The organism is Pyxidicoccus sp. MSG2 (assembly GCF_026626705.1).
In the GTDB taxonomy this organism is placed as follows: domain Bacteria; phylum Myxococcota; class Myxococcia; order Myxococcales; family Myxococcaceae; genus Myxococcus.
Genome location: NZ_JAPNKC010000001.1, coordinates 339,979 through 357,795, shown reverse-complemented (window position 1 = coordinate 357,795; position 17,817 = coordinate 339,979). Strand labels below are relative to the sequence as shown.

Annotated in this window: 10 protein-coding genes, 2 tRNA genes and 2 pseudogenes; 6 read left to right on the top strand and 8 right to left on the bottom strand. The window is 66.4% G+C overall.

Going from position 1 to position 17,817, the window contains the following annotated elements; genetic code table 11:
- Positions 1–203: 203 nt before the first annotated feature.
- Positions 204–1,586, bottom strand: coding sequence for a M23 family metallopeptidase (locus tag OV427_RS01555; protein WP_267854335.1), 1,383 nt, complete (start codon positions 1,584–1,586; stop codon positions 204–206).
- 678 nt (positions 1,587–2,264) lie between these two features.
- Here OV427_RS01555 and OV427_RS01550 point away from each other — a divergent pair.
- Positions 2,265–2,654 carry a hypothetical protein gene (locus OV427_RS01550; RefSeq protein WP_324289913.1) on the top strand — a complete coding sequence of 130 codons (390 nt, stop codon included), beginning with the start codon at positions 2,265–2,267 and terminating at the stop codon, positions 2,652–2,654.
- 7 nt (positions 2,655–2,661) lie between these two features.
- Here OV427_RS01550 and OV427_RS50695 read toward each other — a convergent pair.
- Positions 2,662–2,880, bottom strand: a pseudogene (locus OV427_RS50695) (transposase); the annotation flags it as partial.
- 129 nt (positions 2,881–3,009) lie between these two features.
- Here OV427_RS50695 and OV427_RS01545 point away from each other — a divergent pair.
- Positions 3,010–3,258 (top strand): annotated as a pseudogene (locus OV427_RS01545) (transposase); the annotation flags it as partial.
- Positions 3,259–3,696: 438 nt separating this feature from the next.
- The gene (locus OV427_RS01540) at positions 3,697–7,629 is read left to right on the top strand and encodes a serine/threonine-protein kinase PknK (protein WP_267854333.1); all 3,933 of its coding nucleotides are present in this window, start codon (positions 3,697–3,699) and stop codon (positions 7,627–7,629) included.
- Here the strand turns inward: OV427_RS01540 and OV427_RS01535 are convergent.
- The 6 genes from OV427_RS01535 to OV427_RS01510 form a co-directional block, all read right to left on the bottom strand.
- Entirely contained in the window at positions 7,595–8,986 is a 1,392-nt protein-coding gene (locus OV427_RS01535) for a SagB family peptide dehydrogenase (protein WP_267854332.1), read from the bottom strand. The two genes, OV427_RS01540 and OV427_RS01535, sit on opposite strands and share 35 nt — an antisense overlap.
- Positions 8,987–9,010: 24 nt before the next feature.
- Positions 9,011–11,251, bottom strand: a complete 2,241-nt coding sequence (locus OV427_RS01530) for a TOMM precursor leader peptide-binding protein (protein WP_267854331.1) — start codon at positions 11,249–11,251, stop codon at positions 9,011–9,013.
- A gap of 57 nt (positions 11,252–11,308) precedes the next feature.
- Positions 11,309–11,665, bottom strand: a complete 357-nt coding sequence (locus OV427_RS01525; RefSeq protein WP_267854330.1) for a hypothetical protein — start codon at positions 11,663–11,665, stop codon at positions 11,309–11,311.
- 18 nt (positions 11,666–11,683) lie between these two features.
- The gene (locus tag OV427_RS01520) at positions 11,684–13,630 is read right to left on the bottom strand and encodes a RiPP maturation radical SAM C-methyltransferase (RefSeq protein WP_267854329.1); all 1,947 of its coding nucleotides are present in this window, start codon (positions 13,628–13,630) and stop codon (positions 11,684–11,686) included.
- A 752-nt stretch (positions 13,631–14,382) separates the two neighbouring features.
- A tRNA-Glu gene (locus tag OV427_RS01515) sits at positions 14,383–14,455 on the bottom strand.
- A gap of 23 nt (positions 14,456–14,478) precedes the next feature.
- A tRNA-Lys gene (locus OV427_RS01510) sits at positions 14,479–14,551 on the bottom strand.
- A 193-nt stretch (positions 14,552–14,744) separates the two neighbouring features.
- Here OV427_RS01510 and greB point away from each other — a divergent pair.
- From greB to OV427_RS01495, 3 genes are all read left to right on the top strand, one after another.
- Positions 14,745–15,275, top strand: coding sequence for a transcription elongation factor GreB (greB, locus tag OV427_RS01505; RefSeq protein ID WP_267854328.1), 531 nt, complete (start codon positions 14,745–14,747; stop codon positions 15,273–15,275).
- Between the two features lie 9 nt (positions 15,276–15,284).
- Positions 15,285–16,235 carry a deacetylase gene (locus OV427_RS01500; RefSeq protein WP_267854327.1) on the top strand — a complete coding sequence of 317 codons (951 nt, stop codon included), beginning with the start codon at positions 15,285–15,287 and terminating at the stop codon, positions 16,233–16,235.
- Between the two features lie 253 nt (positions 16,236–16,488).
- Entirely contained in the window at positions 16,489–17,808 is a 1,320-nt protein-coding gene (locus tag OV427_RS01495) for a PhoH family protein (RefSeq protein WP_267854326.1), read from the top strand.
- The last annotated feature ends 9 nt before the right edge of the window (positions 17,809–17,817 follow it).

Here is a 17,817-nt window from a genome sequence, read left to right as displayed (position 1 = left end):
TCGAGGGAGACGCGCCCTTGGAGGGCGCCTTGCGTCCGTGATGGACGCTGGCGCTTCTTCCGGCGACGCACCACGGAGTCAACGCTCCGGTCCATTGCACAATGCGCCGGGTCGGAACTCTGTCGAGGACGGGGGCGGCCGGCTTCCAGGGGCCGGATAGGCCCAGACAGTGGACCGCTTCTCGACGGGGCCCCCTCTGCCGGTCAGCCGATCTTCAACACCTGCGGTACGCCACCGCCCATATAAACCGCCGAGAAACGGCCCGTTCCGGAGATTCCCGTTGGCTGGACGTGCCAGCCGGACGTATCCCCCCACACGCGATAGAGCGCGCCTCCTTGATCGAGCATGACGGTGGGCCAGGTGGCCCCCGTTGCAACCGCCGAGATCTGGCCGATCAGATTCAAGCCGGTCGACTGCTTGTGCCAGCCCGCCGCGTCGCCCCAGATCTGGTAGAGATACCCGTTCTCGATCGCCATCACCTGTGGCACGCCGCCGCCCATGTTGACGGCCGAGATTTGCCCATTGATTGCAATTCCCGTGGACGCGACCTTCCATCCGGACGTCGTTCCGTAGACGTGATAGAGCACGCCGCCTTGGGCCAACATGATCGTCGGCCAGTTACCGCCCATGTTGACGGCGGAGATCTGGCCGATCAACGTCAGGCCGGTGGAGAGCTTCTGCCACCCCGAAGACGTTCCCACGGTTTGGAAGAGGGTGCTGTTCTCGATACTCATCACGGCCGGCCAGGAGCCGCCCATGTTCACCGCGCTCATCGAGGTTGGGTTGCTCGCGATACCGGTATTGCCGAAGGTCCATCCACTGCTTGTTCCATAGACCTGATAGAGCACGCCTTCCTGCGTCATCATGAGCTGCGGCCAGGACCCACCCATGTTGACGGCAGAAAGCTGAGAGGGATTGAACAGCAACCCCGTGTCGCCGCTCTGCCAACTTGCACCCGCGTTGGTGGAGTAGACCTGCCGGAGCGGTCCCGGCGCGCTCGCGCCTCCCTCTCCGACGTAATTCTCGAAGTCCACGGAGCCGCCTCGAGTTCCGTGCTGCGCACCGGCACCGATGTGAAGAGCGAGGTGCAGATGAGCTCCGTAGCCGTTTTCCGAGCCGTTCCCGGAGCCCCCCGAGAGCGCAATCTGTTGTCCCTGTGCGACCTGCGCACCCAGGGAGACCTGGATTGAAGAAAGGTGCAGGTAATCCGTCTTTGACCCATCGGGATGGTCAATGAACACCATGCGGCCTCCGGAACCGCCGATGGTATTCGTGACACCCACGACCGTGCCCGCTTTCACCGCGACGACGCGCGTTCCGGTTGGGCACACGTAGTCGGTTCCCGGATTCACGGATCCCCGGGCCACGTGGTCTGCGAAGGAATCGGAGACCGCCCGCGACGAGGTCGGGTAGATGTAGCCGCCCGCTGCGAAAGCGGTCCTCGGAGCCGCCAAAGTGCCGCCGAATGCGAGCGCGGCAAGCGCGCCACTTCCTCCAATGAGGGTTCTCCTGCTCAGCCCTCCGCCCTTCGTCTGCTCCACATGCGCCTGGCGAATCCGGCCATTGCCTGTTGCTGAGTTGTCCACGGCAGCACCTGTCTGTTTTGTTGCGGATAAATATGTTTTACTGGATGATCTCGAATTTCTCCAGCGCGATACGCGATGGTCCAAGAGCCCGTCGAGGTCGGTGGAGGCGCCGCGCCACCGCCGCCTTCCCTACCGCACACACAGGCTCTCGCCGAATAGAGCGAGGCGTGGATACTCATTGCCGGAAGTGACATTGATACGACTGGGTCACTTCCCGCAGGCGGTCATGGAACTCCGAGGGGAAATCCTGAGGGGCCACGCCGGCATGACACTGTAAGATTCCGCCGGTCTGTCGATTCCTCATCGACTTGTCAGACGTCAATGCCAGCATCCACGCCATCTTCCTTCTTGGAGGGAGGCATGGGGATGAGGAATGCGTGCTGGCTTATGGATGCTTTGCGCCGCCCTCTGCGCCACGGGTTGCGCCGGGGTTGAGTCGTCCACTCGCAGGGACACGTTCCAGCAACGCGGAGCGCTGCCTGGGGATCCGTGGGCCGAGGATTCCTCCCGAGGAGCCCGTCAACCGCGAGGACAACGGAGAGACGCCTTCGAGGTGCTGCTTCGCGACGTGGCGCTGGAGGAGCGCGACGCGCATCCCGTGGCGGGTAGCTCGCTGACACCCAGACAGGCGGTGGGCTTCATGATGCGCGAGGTGCTGGACTCGGGCGAGGGTATCGCGTGCCGAGCTGGTCGGCAGGGTGGCGCTTCACCGAAGTGGCGGTGCTCCGGCCTGACGGTTGCCTCGCGTGGGTGCGCAGTGGGAAGACGCAACAGCGCGTAGGCGACGTCGAGTGGAAGTACGGAGCCTTTCGCGCTGGCCTGAACGAGCTGGGGACCTTCTACTCGGGCAAGGGCGGCGTTTTCCGACAGTTGAACGCGGTGCTGGAGGAGGCGGGGCAGGGCGCCTTCACCGACGTTCACGACGATGCCGACTACGCGCCAGCGCACCGTCTTCCATTTCTCCTGGGGCAGCTGACGCACCAACGTATCGAAGGGCCATGGCTCGACGCCTTCCGCTACGTAGCCGGTGCGTGGGCGCCCCATCCGCCCCTCCACCTTGGGTGGTGAAGTGGGAGCCGAGCCAGGGGCCATACCTTGAGGACGCCTTGCACCCGACTAGGTAATGCAACCTGCGCTCGCACACCCCGTCCCGAAACTCCCGGGCGCTGCCGTACCCCGCGTCGGCCAGCACCACGTGGCGTCGCACGCCCCATTCCAACGCGTCGTCCAGTAGGTCCAATGCTATCTGCCACTTCTTGATGTACTCGCGCAGCTCTCCATCCAGCTTGCGCATCTGGGCGGGCGTCATACCTCAGTGGTAGATCACGCCTGCACATTCAAAACAACTGACCGAGTAGTATTAGCCTCGTGTGTGAGTAGCCCAGTTCCGTGGACACCCGAGATGTGAGGGAAGGAGCACGGGATGTCCGCGACCGAGGAGAAGCAGAGGAGGCCCCGTAGGCCGCGCCGCGAGTTCTCGGCGGAGTTCAAGGCCGGGGCGGTGAGGCTGGTGCTGGAGGAGGGCGAGTCCATCCCTCAGGTGGCCCGGGATTTGGACCTGACCGAGTGGGCGCTGCGGCTGTGGGTGGATCAGACGAAGACAGACCGGGGCGAGGTCAATCCCGGCGCGCTGACAACGGCGGAGCGCGGGGAACTGGCCCGGCTGCAGCAAGTGTTGCGTTGACCGATTGCGTGCACCCATCAGCCCCGTCGAGTTCGAGCGAGTGGCCTCGACGCCTAGGCTCGCAGCATGAGCAACATGTCCACGGAACCGGGGCACGCCCACACGCCGTTCGAGAGGTCACGAATAACACCGGGCACTTCGAGTCTACGGGGGGCTTGGTCAGTCCCGTGTATCTACTAGGAATCCCCTCTAGTTCTGGAGGCAGTCTGCTGACGGGTCATTTTCTACCGTACCCCTCAAATGGGAGCGGGCGTATGGTCGGAAGAGGGGCGTCCGACCTGCGGTGAGTGAGGCTCAGTCTCCTTTTGCCTGGCCAACCGTGCTTCTGAAAGGAGTCGCAGAGTCGCGCCGACTTCAGGGCCACGCGCAAGGGCCCCCTCCAGCGGCATGGACGCCCTCTTCGCCGAGCGCTCATAATGTCCCTCGATGCAGGTGCGCCAAGAGACCATCGCCAAGCGTTTCGTGCTGGAGTTCGAGATCGGCGCGGGGGGCATGGGCACTGTCTATCGCGGACGAGATAACGAGACAGGCGCGCCTGTCGCCGTGAAGCTGATTGGCGGGAGGGCGGGGCAGGACCCTGCGCGCTTCATGCGCGAGGCCCACACCCTGGCCCATCTCAACCACCCAGCCATCGTCCGTTACATCGCCCACGGTGTGGACGAGGGCCTGCCGTACCTGGTCATGGAATGGCTCGCGGGAGAGGATCTGGGCGAGCGGCTCAAGAGGGAACGGTTGTCGCTCGTCGAGAGCGTCGACCTTGCCCGGCGAACCGCGGAGGCGCTCGCGGTCGTGCACGCGCAGGGGCTCATTCACCGCGACATCAAACCCAGCAACCTCTTCCTGAGCGGGGGAAGGCTGGAGGGGTTGAAGGTCATCGATTTCGGTCTGGCGCGAGCCTACGGTACGCTTCAGCCGCTCACCCAGACCGGAGCGATTCTCGGGACGCCCGGCTACATGTCGCCGGAGCAGGCGCGGGGCTCGCACGACGTCGACGCGCGCACGGACCTGTTCTCCCTGGGCTGTGTCCTGTTCCACTGCTTGACCGGACAGAAGCCGTTCTCCGGCGAACACCCGCTTGCAATCCTGGCCAAATTGGTGCTTGAGGAGGTGCCCCGCCTCAGCGAGATGTTCCCCGGCGTGCCGCTGCCACTGGAATCCCTGGTGGCCCGGTTGCTGGCGAAGAACCCCGCCGAGCGTCCCAGGGACGCCGCGAGCGTGGCAGCCATGCTCGCCGCGTTCGATCAGAGTCTCCTGGCCCGCTCGCCTCTTTCCGCCACGCGCGCGGCGACCCTCACCCATGTCGAGCAGCGGCTCGTCTCGGTGCTCCTCGTGCAAGAGGCAGAGCCCGCCGGAAGGGCGCGCACCGAATCCCTGCCTGCGGTGTCACTCCCGGCCGATGCCACCCGGACAATGAAGTCGACGGCGCCCCTCCTGGATGCCGCGCTCATCGAGAGCGGTGCGCAAGTTGCCCAACTGGTTGATGGAACCCGCATCATCCTGCTGGCGGGCGGGGGCCCGGCTACTGACCAAGCAGTCCGTGCGGCCCGCTGCGCGTTCGCCATACGTCAGGTGCTCCCCAACGCGCCCATCGCCTTGGCTACCGGGCAGGGTCGGCTCGCCGGCACCCAGCCCGTGGGCGAGGCCATCGATCGGGCCGCGGCGCTCCTCTGGAGGACAGCAGCTCGCGGCACGGCACCTGTCATCGCCCTTGATGCGCTCACGGCGGACCTGATCGAGGGTCGCATCGACGTGGCCATGGAGGATGGGGAGCACGTACTTCAAGGGCTGCCCTCATCAGTCAATATGCGCAAGCTGCTCGGCAAGCCGACCAACTGTGTGGGCCGCGAGCATGAGCTACGCGCGCTCGAGGAGTCTCTTGAGGAGTGTGCCGAAGAGCCGGTCGCGCGCGCCATTCTCGTGACGGCGGAGGCGGGCGTAGGCAAGTCCCGCCTGGCCCAGGAGTTCATTCAGCGCGTCCGGACCCGGGGCGAGTCGGTAGCGCTCTGGGGCGCTTGCGGCGACTCCATGCGGGCTGGCGCTCCCTTCGGACTGCTGGCGCAGCTCATTCGCGGCACCGCGCACTTGGTGGACGGCGAGCCCACTGAAGTGCAACGCCGGAAGCTGGAGGATCGCGTGGCACGGCATGTCCCCCTCGCGTCTCAGCGCAGGGTGACCGAGTTTCTCGGGGAACTGGTGGGCACGCCTTTTCCGGACGAGGCCAGCGAACAACTCCGCGCTGCTCGCCGGGATCCCTTGCTGCGCGGGGACCAGATGCGCCGCGCGTGGGTGGAATTCCTCGGGGCCGAGTGCCGCGCTCAGACCGTCGTTCTTCTGCTAGATGACTTGCACTGGGGAGATGGGCCCACGGTGGAGTACGTGGACGCAGCGCTCCGGCTGCTGAGGGACCAACCTCTGCTGGTCGTGAGTCTGGCCCGCCCCTCAGTTCACAGCGCTTTTCCCGGGATCTGGCGGGATCGGCGCTTCACCGTGCTGCAGCTGGGGGAGTTGTCCCGGCGCGCCTGCGAGTCCCTCGTCCAGCAGGTCCTCGGCGAGGTCCCCCGCGAAACGGCACGCCGGCTGTGGGAGCGTTCAGCGGGGAATGCCTTTCTGCTCGAGGAACTCCTGCGCGCCGTGGCCGCAGGTCACAAGGACGACATCCCGGGCACCGTACTTGCGATGGTACAAACCCGCCTGGAGAGTCTGGCGCCCGAGGCGCGGCTCATCCTGCGGGCGGCGAGCGTCTTCGGCCAGGTGTTCTGGCGCGGGGCCGTGGCGGCGCTGCTGGGCACCTCGAGCCCAGCACAGCTGGACGCGCAGCTTGCCGCGTTGGAGCAAGCCGAGTGGATCACCCCTCGGCCCGAGGCGACCTTCCATCACGAGCAGGAGTTCGAATTCCGGCACGCGCTTGTGCGTGAGGCGGCCTACAGGATGCTCACCAAGGAGGACCACGTCGTCGGCCACCGGCTGGCGGGCATGTGGTTGGAACGTATGGGCGACCGAGACGCGATCGTGTTGGCGGAGCACTTCGACCGGGGCGGAGAACCAGAACGCGCGGCGGTCTGGTTCTGCCGAGCAGCGGAGCAGGCGCTCGCGGCCAGCGATCTCAGGGCGGCCCTGCAGCGCGCCGAGCGGGCTGCGGCCTACGATGCCTTTGGGGCGCTCCCCGGTACTTTGAGCCTCATCCGCGCCGAAGCGCACGCCTGGCGTGGGGAGAACACCGAGGCCGAGAACTGGGCGCTCGAGGCGATGCGCGTGCTGCCACGGGGGGGCGCGGACTGGTACGCTGCGGCGGCACAGCTGGCGGTGGCCGCGAGTCGGCTCGTGCACCGCGACCGACTGTGTGAACTGGCCGCGGAACTCGAGGGAGAGGTGGCTCGAGAGGTGAGCGCGCCGCAACTCATCGCGCTCGCCCAGACCGTTCTCCAGCTCATCTTCGTGGGCGAATATGACCACGCCAAGTCTCTCGGAGCCAGGGTAGAAGCGCTCTCGGAGCGCTTCCCCGGCGAGCCGATCATCCGCGCCCACATGCTCCATGGGCGTTCACGAATGGCGCTGCTGGCCGGCGACGTCGGGGTGTACAGGCGATGGGCTGAGGAGTCCATCGAGCTCTTCGAGCGCAGTGGTGACTTGCGCAACGCCGCAATGCTGCGCGGCTTTCTGGGGTTCACCTCTATCGATTTCGGCGCGTACCCGGAGGCAGTGGAGCTGATTCGTGCCCTCCTGCCCGAGGCCGAGCGGATTGGCATGCGCCACCTCATCGCCAATGCCAAGGTGAACCTGGGGCTTGCCCTTGCCTATATGGGGCAGCACGAGGAGGCGCGCGCGGAGGAACTGGAGGCCATCCGATACTGCGAAGCGCATAACAGTCCCCGGCTGGAGGGGGGCGCATGGATCTGCCTCGCAACCAATTCCCGTCTGGCCGGGGCGCTGGAGCAGGCCGAGGCCGAGGCCCGTCGCGCTGTTCAAGTCTGCGAGATTGTTCACCAGTTCCAGGCAATCGCCCAGGGGCGCCTGGCGGACATCCTTCTCGCGCGGGGCAGCCTGCCGCAGGAGGCGCTGTCGTACGCGTCGCTTGCCATGGCTCGGCTGCGGCAGCAGGGCCACGTAGAGGAGGGGGAAATCCTCATCCAGCGCACCTACGCCGAGGCACTCGATGCCTGCGGTCGGCGTGAAGAAGCCCTCGCCGTGCTTCGAGCCGCGTGGGAGCGACTCATGGAACGCGCTGCCCGTCTCCACGAGGACTTCTTCCATACAAGCTTTCTGGAGCGGGTGCCCGAGCACGCGCGTGTGCTGAGCCTCGCCCGGGAGTGGCTGGGTATGGAATCTACGGTGAAGCGTTCGGCCGACTCCAAAGAATGAGCTCGCCCACCGAGCCCTCAATCCAGGGGGACGTCCCAGCAGCACGGGCGAATAGCTCCGCGTCGCCTCCGCCAATCGGGCATGCGGCCAGCCCCATTGCCTCCGCGACCAGGCAGAGCGTCTGTAGGAGGACACCCGCATCCTTGAGGATGAGTGCGTACGCCATGGCCTCATACTTCCACATCACCCGCTGGAAGCGCGCAGCGAGGATTACCAGGACCTGCACGTCATCCGTTCCCGCGCTGAAGCCCGCCTCAGCCAACAGCTGCGCCACTTCCGGGCTGTGCGCACACATGCGGTGGAGGCGATGGTGCTCAGGATCATAGTGGTGGAGCCCTGGCTCAATTCCGTCGCACCGGGCAACAGCCAGATAGAGCTCCAGTTCATAGAGGGCCCCCCCGCCGGGATAGGGCCGGTTGGTTAGCTCGGTCATCTCGCCAGCGAAGCGTCGCCGTACCCTCGCCGCGCGATAGAGGAGCTCCCCGAGATGCAGAGCCTGGAGCGGCGCCTCTGCGTACGGCTGACGGGAGCGCCGCTCTTCCAACACCCGCGTGAAGGGGATATCGGCGCGCTTGAGTGCTTCGATGTCCGGGCGGTAGAGCGCTAGCCCCTCCTCGGGCGAGCGCGGTGTGACCGCCGGAGGGAGGGGCATGAGGCATCCAAACCGGTATGTGGGGCCGTAGGGCCCGTGGTTCAGGCAGCGCCGGCTGCGAGCGTGGAAGAGCAGATCGTGCGGCTCCCAGTGTGTGAGCGTGGGTGGCTCCACGACAGCACCCGCCGCATCCACCTCACAGAGGAGGCCCGTCTCAAGCAGGAGTCCCAGCAACGAGCCGAGTACCGGCTCGGGTAGCGCGGTGGGTAGCGCCGCCAGCTCTCGAAGAGAAGACGGTGCTGAGAGATCCATGAGGAGCGCACTCACTCGGCGATCATGGATGACGGCACGCGCGGGCGCGGCGGGGGACTCGACGACGAGCCGCTCCCCATCGCGCCGGGAAGCCGAGAAACGTGAGAGCAGAAAACGCCCCCCTGGCTCTAGCAGCCGGGCGGCGAATCGGTACCCGCTCGTGAGCGGCTCCACCGTCACTAGGGAGATGTCCCCGAGACAAAGCGTGTGGCGGATCAGGCCAGCCGCCATGAGTCGCTCAAGACACACGTAAAACGCTGCTAGCGCGAACTCTCCCTCGGTGGACAGGACCTCCGTGGCGAGTTCCTCTTCACTGGCGCCTGCCAGCGCGAGGCGCTGGAGTGCCGCGAGCACAGCCGGGGCCGGGCAGCCGAGAGCGACGCCAGTGGACCCTCGAACGGCCCTTGCGCCATCCGGGACCTCTTCAAGAGTCGTCCCCTGAGAGAAGGACATGAGGGTGCGCGGTTGCATCGTCGATCAGAAGAAGATGGTAAGGGGGTTGAGTTGCTCCTCGCGGAGAGAAGCCGGCAGCCAGCCCATCGCCACTGGCACATCGTAGAGTCGGCCTGGGGCTAGCCGCCGCCAGAAGTGGCGCATCCCTGGGATGATGACCTTCACTACCGGGAGTCCGATATCAGGCCGTGTTTGATCGAGCACGAGCGTCTCCAGCCCGTGACGCTCCGCCACGGCCACGCAGCGCCGCACGTCCTCGGCGAGGTTGTCCGTCTGGACGCACGGATAATCCGCTGCAGTGAGCGCTGGCGCCCGCGGATCGAAGTTGAGGTGGGCCTGGTTCGCAAGGGTGGCGGTGTCCAGCCATGCGCGCGTCGCGTCATCCACCAAATCACCGCCAGCCGCGCTTCGTGTCAGCCCCTCCACGGCGGTCAGAAACTGGTTGGCCTCCGTGACGGCCCGGAGAATGCCAAGCCGCGCATCCAGGTGCGCGCCGAAACCATAGACAAGCTGCTCGGGTCCCTGCATACGCCGGCTCACCGCGACGAACGTGGGGATACCGAGATCCGCCGTCACGTCCAGCACCCAGAGCTCCCGGCCATTGGCGCGGTAGGCAGCTTCGAGCTGTGGGAGGTAGCTCTCTCCGAAGCCCTCCAGCGCCACCCGGGGCCGCACCAGCCGGTTGTACCACCAGATGCTCACGGCATCCCGCTCCACGATCTCGAGGAAGCCTTGGAGAGTGGCCTCCTCGGGTGAGTTTCCCGCTGCGCAGCCATTGGAGTCCGAGAAGCAGAAACCCTGGCCGGGCGGGCATGGGTAGCCGTAGTAACAGTGCAGCGCAGGCACATACCGTAGCTCCTGCCGGGTGAGCGACCAGACCGGGGCCCAGTCGATTTCCGCAGACTCGTCGAACGGCTCGGGAACCCGCTCGTAGAAGGCCCAGGGGAGGCGGTTCCAATCCTGGCGGCGCTCGTACTGCGCGGCACTGTACCCCAGCAAGGTGCCGGGGTGGATGGCGGCCTCGCCGAGGTTCCTCAGTCGCGCGCGGCGGCGTGGCTCGTCACCATGGAAGGCGCCCGAGTACCGCTCAAGCGCCTCGCAGAGCGCACTGGCGCGCGCTTGCGCATCCGTCTTCGCCTTTCCGCCACTCTGGTTGCGCAGATTGGCCCGCAGGTGACGCAGGTCGTCACAGCGCAGCGCGAGATTGGGTCCCGAGCTGTAGACGTGCACCTGCGGGACATCACTCCGGGAGAGACGCACCAGCGCGCGGACGGCCCCGGAGAGAGGGCTGACATGTCTCTCGTAGGTGGCGAGGGTCTGCTCCGGTGACTGCTCCCGGAATCCGCCGTCCGAGGTGAAGAGCTTCGGCCGGGACTGCAGCACCAGGGGCCTTGGCTCGCGAGGAGCCGGGTCACCACACGCATGGCATTGGGGGCGCCGGACGAGGACGTGCTCCCGCAGCTCCAGCCCCAACAGATCCACGGTCAACGCCTTGCCCTCAAGCCGTGGACTCCTGCCAAGAACGAGCCACTTGGCCACCTCAAGAGCGGCGAGGTTCGCAGCGGCGCGCTCGCCCACGGGTAGCACGCCACGTGGCACGTCGAGTGGCGCCCGCGCCCCTCGCTGGCGCAGCAGGGTGGTCTCCGCAGTGCGGTTGCCACGCAACCGCTGGGCGAGGCACTCCCAGCAGCCAGTCTCGCCGGGGCGGAAGAGGGGACCAAGCCAGGCGTGGGTCCCCACCAGCTTGACGGGCATCCACGGACGGCGGGAGGCCAGTGCCGCGCGGTTGAATGCCTCCAGTTCCCCTCGCAAGTAGTCGTCCGTCACCAGGAGCGAGAGCGCGGCCGGTTCGGCGATGCGTACCGCCGCCGCCGCGAGCGCCTCATGGAGGGCCTCCGTGCAGGCGCCTCCCACGGGGGAGACAGACACCGCCAGCTCCCGCAGCCGCTGCTCCGCCACGCTCGCGCCGGCCTCGGTCGCGTCCCAGAAGGCATGCACCGCCGGGGCCATGAGCGCGGGTGCCTCCGCCACGAGGCCCTTGCGCTCCAGCAAGCCGAGCACGTACAGCACCTCTGCGGCCGTGGCCTGGCCCTCCAGTTCGTGGAAGAGTTCCTCTACCGTGCGCCGGCCGTCCAGCATTGGCACCACCCACGCGTAGAGTCGCCCCCGTAGGAGCAGGTGCCGGTCCTCCGCCACCAAAACCACCGTTTCCGGGTCGAGGGGCTCCACCCGGTAAGACCCCTTTAACTTGGGCTTTTTGAGCATCGCTAGATGGACACACTCCGGGCCATCCTCAGAGCCCGGGTGCTCGCCCATGCCATTTCAGGGTTCATTCCTGGAGCCGTGGTGGCTGCTGCTGCTGCATGAGCCGCCTGGGTAGAAGGCGCCCACGGCGGATGGAGACCACTGATCGATCTCGCTATCCGAGAGGTCTGAAGGCTTCTGACGCAGGAGCAATTCAAGTGTGGTCTTTCCTCCCTCGTTGCGTACGAAGAATGCCTCCCCGTGCTCCACCCACTTGACCTCGAGGCCTGGCGGCAGCTTCAACCCTGCCTTGATCGCGGCGCTCCGCGGGTCCGCCCTGAACAACCGCTCGGTCTCGGGCTTCGTCCAGACTTCGGCGATCAGTTTCGCATAAGCCACACGATTGTCGCGTGTGTCGATATCGGCTTCGTCCACGTATTGCCTCCCATTCATCTACAAAGCAACGTGCTCCCGGACCACGCTGCTGGTGGGTCGCATGCGAGCCCGGGCCGCTTGCCCCTGCGTCTCGAGCTCCGTCAGGAGCTCCGGGTTCGCAATCAACAGCGGTACGTACCAGCCATCCATCACGACGCCAAGCTTGCGCTCCACGGCCCAGGCGGCGGGATCTTGCTCGATCCAGGGGCCCGCTCCCAGCGCGGAGATTGCCTGCGTGCGATCAATGACCTGCACCTCCTCGGTTCCCGGAAGGCCGCGCGTGTCCCGGACGATGTAATCCTCACCTAACGAGATGATGCGAAGAGAGGGGGGCTCGCGCACGTCCAACGCCCAGCGGGCACGCCACTGCTCAAGCTGGCGCGCAATTTCTCCGATGGTGGGGAGGCAGCGGTAGGAGCCGCTCTGGTAGTCAGCGACGAATCGGTACGCCACCTTTTCGAAGTCCGTGTGCGCGGGTAGCACGCAGCGGTAGACGGGATGAGGGCGCATGTTGGATAGACCGTATGACAGCGAACGGTCGTAGTAGGGACTGAATCGGTCAATGCTGATGTGGTTCAACTCGGATGGTGGCTGCAGGTGGTGTAGCAGCGGCATCAGCGCAAGCGTTTCCTCGTAGGCCTCCGGCTCGTCGCCCGGAAAGCCCCACAGCAGGTTCCACTCCGTTCGCAACCCCACCGCGCGCGTGTAGCGCAAGAGCATCAGGTTCTGCCGCGCAAGGACGCCTTTGTCCATGCGCTTGAGCAGGGCAGACGAGAGCGCCTCGATGCCGGGTTGTATGCCAACAAGGTGGGCCCGCTTGAGTGCTCGGACATCCGGCAGGGACAGGTTTGCTTTCTGCTCGTAAAAGAGTCGCAGCGGGGTGGGTTCCTCCTCGAGGCGAGCAATCAGTGTCTTGCGGTACGACCAGGGCATGATGTTGTCGGCCATCGAGAATCGCTGCGTGCCGTAGCGGGTGGCCAGTGACCGGAGATCTCTGAGGACGCGTTCCGGAGATTTCTGGCGAGACGTCATTCCCTCGGCATTGAGCCCGCAGAAGGTGCAGTGATGCTTCTGGCCCCACCAGCATCCGCGGCTGCTCTCGTAGGGAAGCGCGGTGTCAGTGCGTCCGTCGGCGAACGGCAGGATGCGCTCGCGCTGGGCGAAGTAGTCATCGAAGTCAGGCGTTGGCAGCGCTTCGAGATTCCGGCAGGGCTCGCCCTTGATGATGCGCTCACGGGGCCGTGCACCGGTCATCAGCGCCTGGAGAAAGTCCGGGAAGGCGGCGTCCGCCTCACCGGAGAACACGTGATCGACATAACTCCCGATACTGGCGATGCCTTCCGCCATCTCTCCCGCGCAGTTGGCCCCACCCATCAGCGTTACCAACTCGGAGCGCAGGCGCTTGATGCGCCCGAGCAGCGCGAGCCCCGCATTGGTCTGCTCGAACGTCGAGGTGCAGCCAACGACCGGGTAGTCGAGTTGCGCGACCAGTTCAGCCACGCGATCCGCCCAGGGACCCGCCCGCTCTTCCAGTTGGCTCAGTTCGTCCGTGTCCACGCGGAGGTCCGGCAGTGCGTAGGCGTTGAAGCCTGACGCTTCGTACGGCACCGCGCGGAGGCTCAATGAGGTCTCATGGATGTCCGGACCTCCGAAGAGATGCCGTCGCTCGAATGGTCGGTCCGCCCTCAGCCCAAGAGGTGGCAGGCCATGGGCTGCCCGCGCGAAAAACCTTTCACCCATCATCGTCATGGGGGGCGTTTCGCATAATTGACGGTATGGTTCCCGGCCCAACTCCTCGGCGAGAAGGATATTCGCGTAGAGGATGGAGACTCGGAACCCCCGCTCCCGCCCACAGGCCTGGAGCTGGTGCGCCCCGAGGGAGGGACGGAATACGCTCCCGAAGGGAGGAACGATGATCAACGCGTCCCCACCCGGCAGCAACGCGTTCAACGACTCGATGTTCACGTACGGAACCCCTCCTCGTGATCTACCCATGGGTGAGCAATACCAGAGCACGGCCAGAGACTAGGGACCAGGGCGCAGCCACCACGCCCCAACTGTAGAGGCGCATGCCAAACACAACAAGAGTTCGAGCTCCGTTACCCGAGTAGTATGCAGGTGGGCTGAATCGCCATGCACTATATTAAGGGGAGCAGGTATGGGAGCTCATTGGCATCGACATCCACGAGCGCGATTGCCAAGGGTGTCCTGTACCGCACCGGATTGTTGAGACACCGGGTTGGTCGTAATCAGGCCGCCTGCTTCGACTGCATCAGCTCTCGCCGGGCCTGACTCGGCGAGAGGAAGTTGTGGCGCTCCAGCAGCCAGTGCTCGTTGTCCGGTGGGCCTAGTCCAGCTGCGCACTCCAGAGGTACTCCTCGGTGGAGAAATGCGCAGCTGCGCTTTGAGGGGGCGGGGGAAGCGCTCGGCATTGCCGTTGCCCTACGGGACCCGGGCGGACGCGACACGTTGCCTGCGGTGCGAATACACCCTGGGCATGGAAAGGCTGCGCCCACCCCCTTCTTTGCTGTCGCGTGGAGCGGATGACGTGCGGTGGAGCGAAGGACGTCGTCCCCATCGTGCACCTGGATACGTCACGCACGGGGCCAGGGAGGGCACGTCGCCAGTGAGGGAGCGCGCAGACCGGGTCAAGCCCACCCCGAAAACACCAAGGCCGGAAGTCGCTGTCTCCAGCGACTTCCGGCCTCGGCCTTCAGTGTCCCCGACGGGATTCGAACCCGTGTTACCGGCTTGAAAGGCCAGCGTCCTGGGCCTCTAGACGACGGGGACGGCTCTACTTCTCTACCACTCCATGAGTCGCGGGGGGATCGAACCCCCGACCCTCGGCTTAAAAGGCCGGTGCTCTACCAGCTGAGCTAGCGACTCGCACTATTCTTTTTTCGTAACCATGCGGACAACCCCCGGCAGCCCCCGGGGCAGGCGCTTCCTACCAGCACTCCCCAGCGCTTTCCACTGGCGAGCACACGCCCCGTTTCCTGACACCCGCCCCCCGACTTCCGGTGAACGTCCGGCCCGCCGTCCGCACTCCTCCGTCACCGTCCGGCGCTATACAGGGCGCATGTCCCAGGACGCACACCCCGACATGGATGACCTCGAGGACGACGAGGAGAAGGCCCCCTTCCGCCGCTACCTCACCCGCTCGGGCGCCGAGCGCATGCACCGCGAGCTGGTCCACCTCCTCAACGAGGAGCGCCCCAAGGTCACCGCCGAGGTCTCCGCCGCCGCCGCCCAGGGCGACCGCTCGGAGAACGCCGAGTACATCTACGGGAAGAAGCGCCTGCGGGAAATCGACCGGCGCCTCCGCTTCCTGACGAAGCGCCTGGACACCGCCACCATCGTCACGCCCGCTGAACAGACCGACCGTGCACGAATCTACTTCGGGGCCACTGTCACCCTGGAGGACGAGGACGGAGCGAGGACCACGTACCAGATAGTCGGCTCCGATGAGATCGACGCCGCCGGAGGCCGCATCAGCGTGGAGTCTCCCATCGGCCGGGCGCTGCTGCGCAAGGCCGTGGGTGACTCCGTCGAGGTGCGCCGTCCCCGGGGTGAGATCGAGCTCACCGTGGTGGACATCCGATACGAATAGGAGGCCGTCATGCCTCGGACGCAGCCCATCAACCCCCGCTACCGCCGCATCTACCAACACCTGAGCGGGGCGGACCTGGCTGTCTCCGAGGACAATGACCTCTCCCTGGATGACCTCGGCCTGGGGGGGGACTCCAAGCAGTCCCGCGTGGACCTCGTCTTCGGCACCTACAGCCCCGAGGGCCTGGAGCGGGCCCTGCGCGCCTACGGCCTGCTCCAGCGCGTGGAGGAGCGCGTGGGCCCGCTGGAGCTGCGCGTCCAGTGCGAGGACCCGTACCGCCCCCGCCTCGTCCTCTGGAGCCGCCGCTTCTACGCCCCCGTCGCCGACGTCAGCCTGCGCAAGAGCATCGGCGCCGAGGTGGGCCTGGACGACGCGCTCGCCACCGCGCCACTGCTCTACGTGGACTCGCTGCTCCTCCAGAACCCGGGCCGCGCCTTCGACTGGAACCGGCCCCCGCTGCCCGGGCAGAGCCACCCCGGCCTGGCCCTCTCCGCGCAGATCCTCGACCTGCTCCTGCTCATGGCCCGCCGCATCGGCGCCGAGGCCCTGGCCCTCATCCCCGCCACCTTCGCCGCCGCCTGCGTCTACGAGCGGCGCTTCCTCTTCGTGGACGGCGCCGCCCAGGGGCGCTTCCTCGCCCTGAAGGGGGCCGGGCAGCAGCGCCCCCGCTGGCTGCTCGCCTGGGCCGTGGAGCTGGGCTGCATGCGCGACGCCCGGGCCCGTCCCGTCCCCTTCATGCCCACCCCCATGTTGTCCCCGCTCAGCCGCCGGCTGATCCACCACTTCGACGCGCGGGCCTGGGACGACGCGCTGCAACTCAACGCCCGGCAGCCGCTCGCCCTGGACGAGGAGGCGCTCCAGCAGCGCTTCCCCTGGGAGCGCATGCCTCCGGGCCCGCCGCCCGAGCGGGTGGTGGAGCTGCTCGGTTACGATCCGCTCGCGCCCGTCGCCGCGCATTAGAGGGCGACAGGCCGCTACAGCCCTGTGGCGGGACGGGAGTGGGGGCGTGGGCTCCGGACGTTCAATGGCCAGGGCCCGAAGCCGTGGTCAGGAGTCGAGGCTCGCGGGCGTCGGGCGTGGGGTTTCGGACAGCCGGCCTTCCAGGCGATAAGCTGGCTGTTTCCCCCGGGGGCGGTGTCTATATTGGGCGAAGAAGGCCCCGTCGCACGGTCCCGAGCGGTCGCACCCGAACCTTCAGGTCGCGCAACCCACGATGCGAAAGAACTTCATCCTCGACACCAACGTCCTCCTCCACGATCCGCGCAGCATCTACGGCTTCAAAGACAACAACGTCATCATCCCCATCTACGTCATCGAGGAGATCGATCAGTTCAAGCGCGACCTCTCCGAGCTGGGGCGCAACGCGCGACTGGTGGCCCGCTACCTCGACTCCTTCCGCGCGGAGGGCTCGCTGAAGGAGGGTGTGCCCCTGCCGCACGGGGGCATGATCCGCGTCAACTTCACCGACCGCGAGCTGCCGCTGTCCATGGCGGACAGCAACCTGATGGACAACCGCATCCTCGCGGTGGCCATCGACCTGATGGAGAAGGAGCCTGAGACGCAGGCCGTCTTCATCACCAAGGACACCAACCTCCGCATCCGCGCGGACGCGCTCGGCCTCATCGCCGAGGACTACGACGCCGAGCGGGTGGAAATCACCGAGCTGTACACCGGCTTCACCGAGCGGCTCGTCCCGCGCGACCTGGTGGACCAGATGTACAAGCAGGGCGCGGAGGTGGAGCTGCCCGACGTGGACACGCTCTCCCCCAACCAGGTGGTGCTGCTCAAGGACGAGACGAACCCGTCCCACACCGCCATGGGCCGCTTCCACGGCACGAAGGGCAAGCTCGTCCCGCTGCTGCGCTCCATCAAGGACGGCACGTGGGGCGTGCGCCCTCGCAACATGGAGCAGACCTTCTGCCTGGACCTGCTCCTCAACGACGACATCAAGCTCGTCACCATCGTGGGCAAGGCGGGTACGGGCAAGACGCTGCTCGCCATCGCGGCGGGCCTGCAGAAGGTGACGGAGGAGGGGCTCTACCAGAAGCTGCTGGTGAGCCGGCCCATCTTCCCGCTGGGGCGCGACATCGGCTACCTGCCCGGCAGCGTCGAGGAGAAGCTCAACCCCTGGATGCAGCCCATCTTCGACAACGTGGAGTTCCTGATGAACCTCAGCCGCGCCGACAAGAAGGCCGGGCGCGGCTACCACGAGCTGCTGGACCTGGGGCTGATGGAGATCGAGCCGCTGACGTACATCCGCGGCCGCAGCCTGCCCAACCAGTTCATCATCGTGGACGAGGCGCAGAACCTCACGCCGCACGAGGTGAAGACCATCATCACCCGCGTGGGCGACAACACGAAGATCATCCTCACCGGAGACCCGTTCCAGATCGACAACCCGTACGTGGACTCGACCAACAACGGACTGGTGCACGTGGTCAACCGCTTCAAGAGCGAGAAGATCGCGGCGCACATCACCATGGCCAAGGGTGAGCGCAGCGCCCTGGCCGAGCTTGCCGCCAACCTGCTCTAAGCGCCTGCG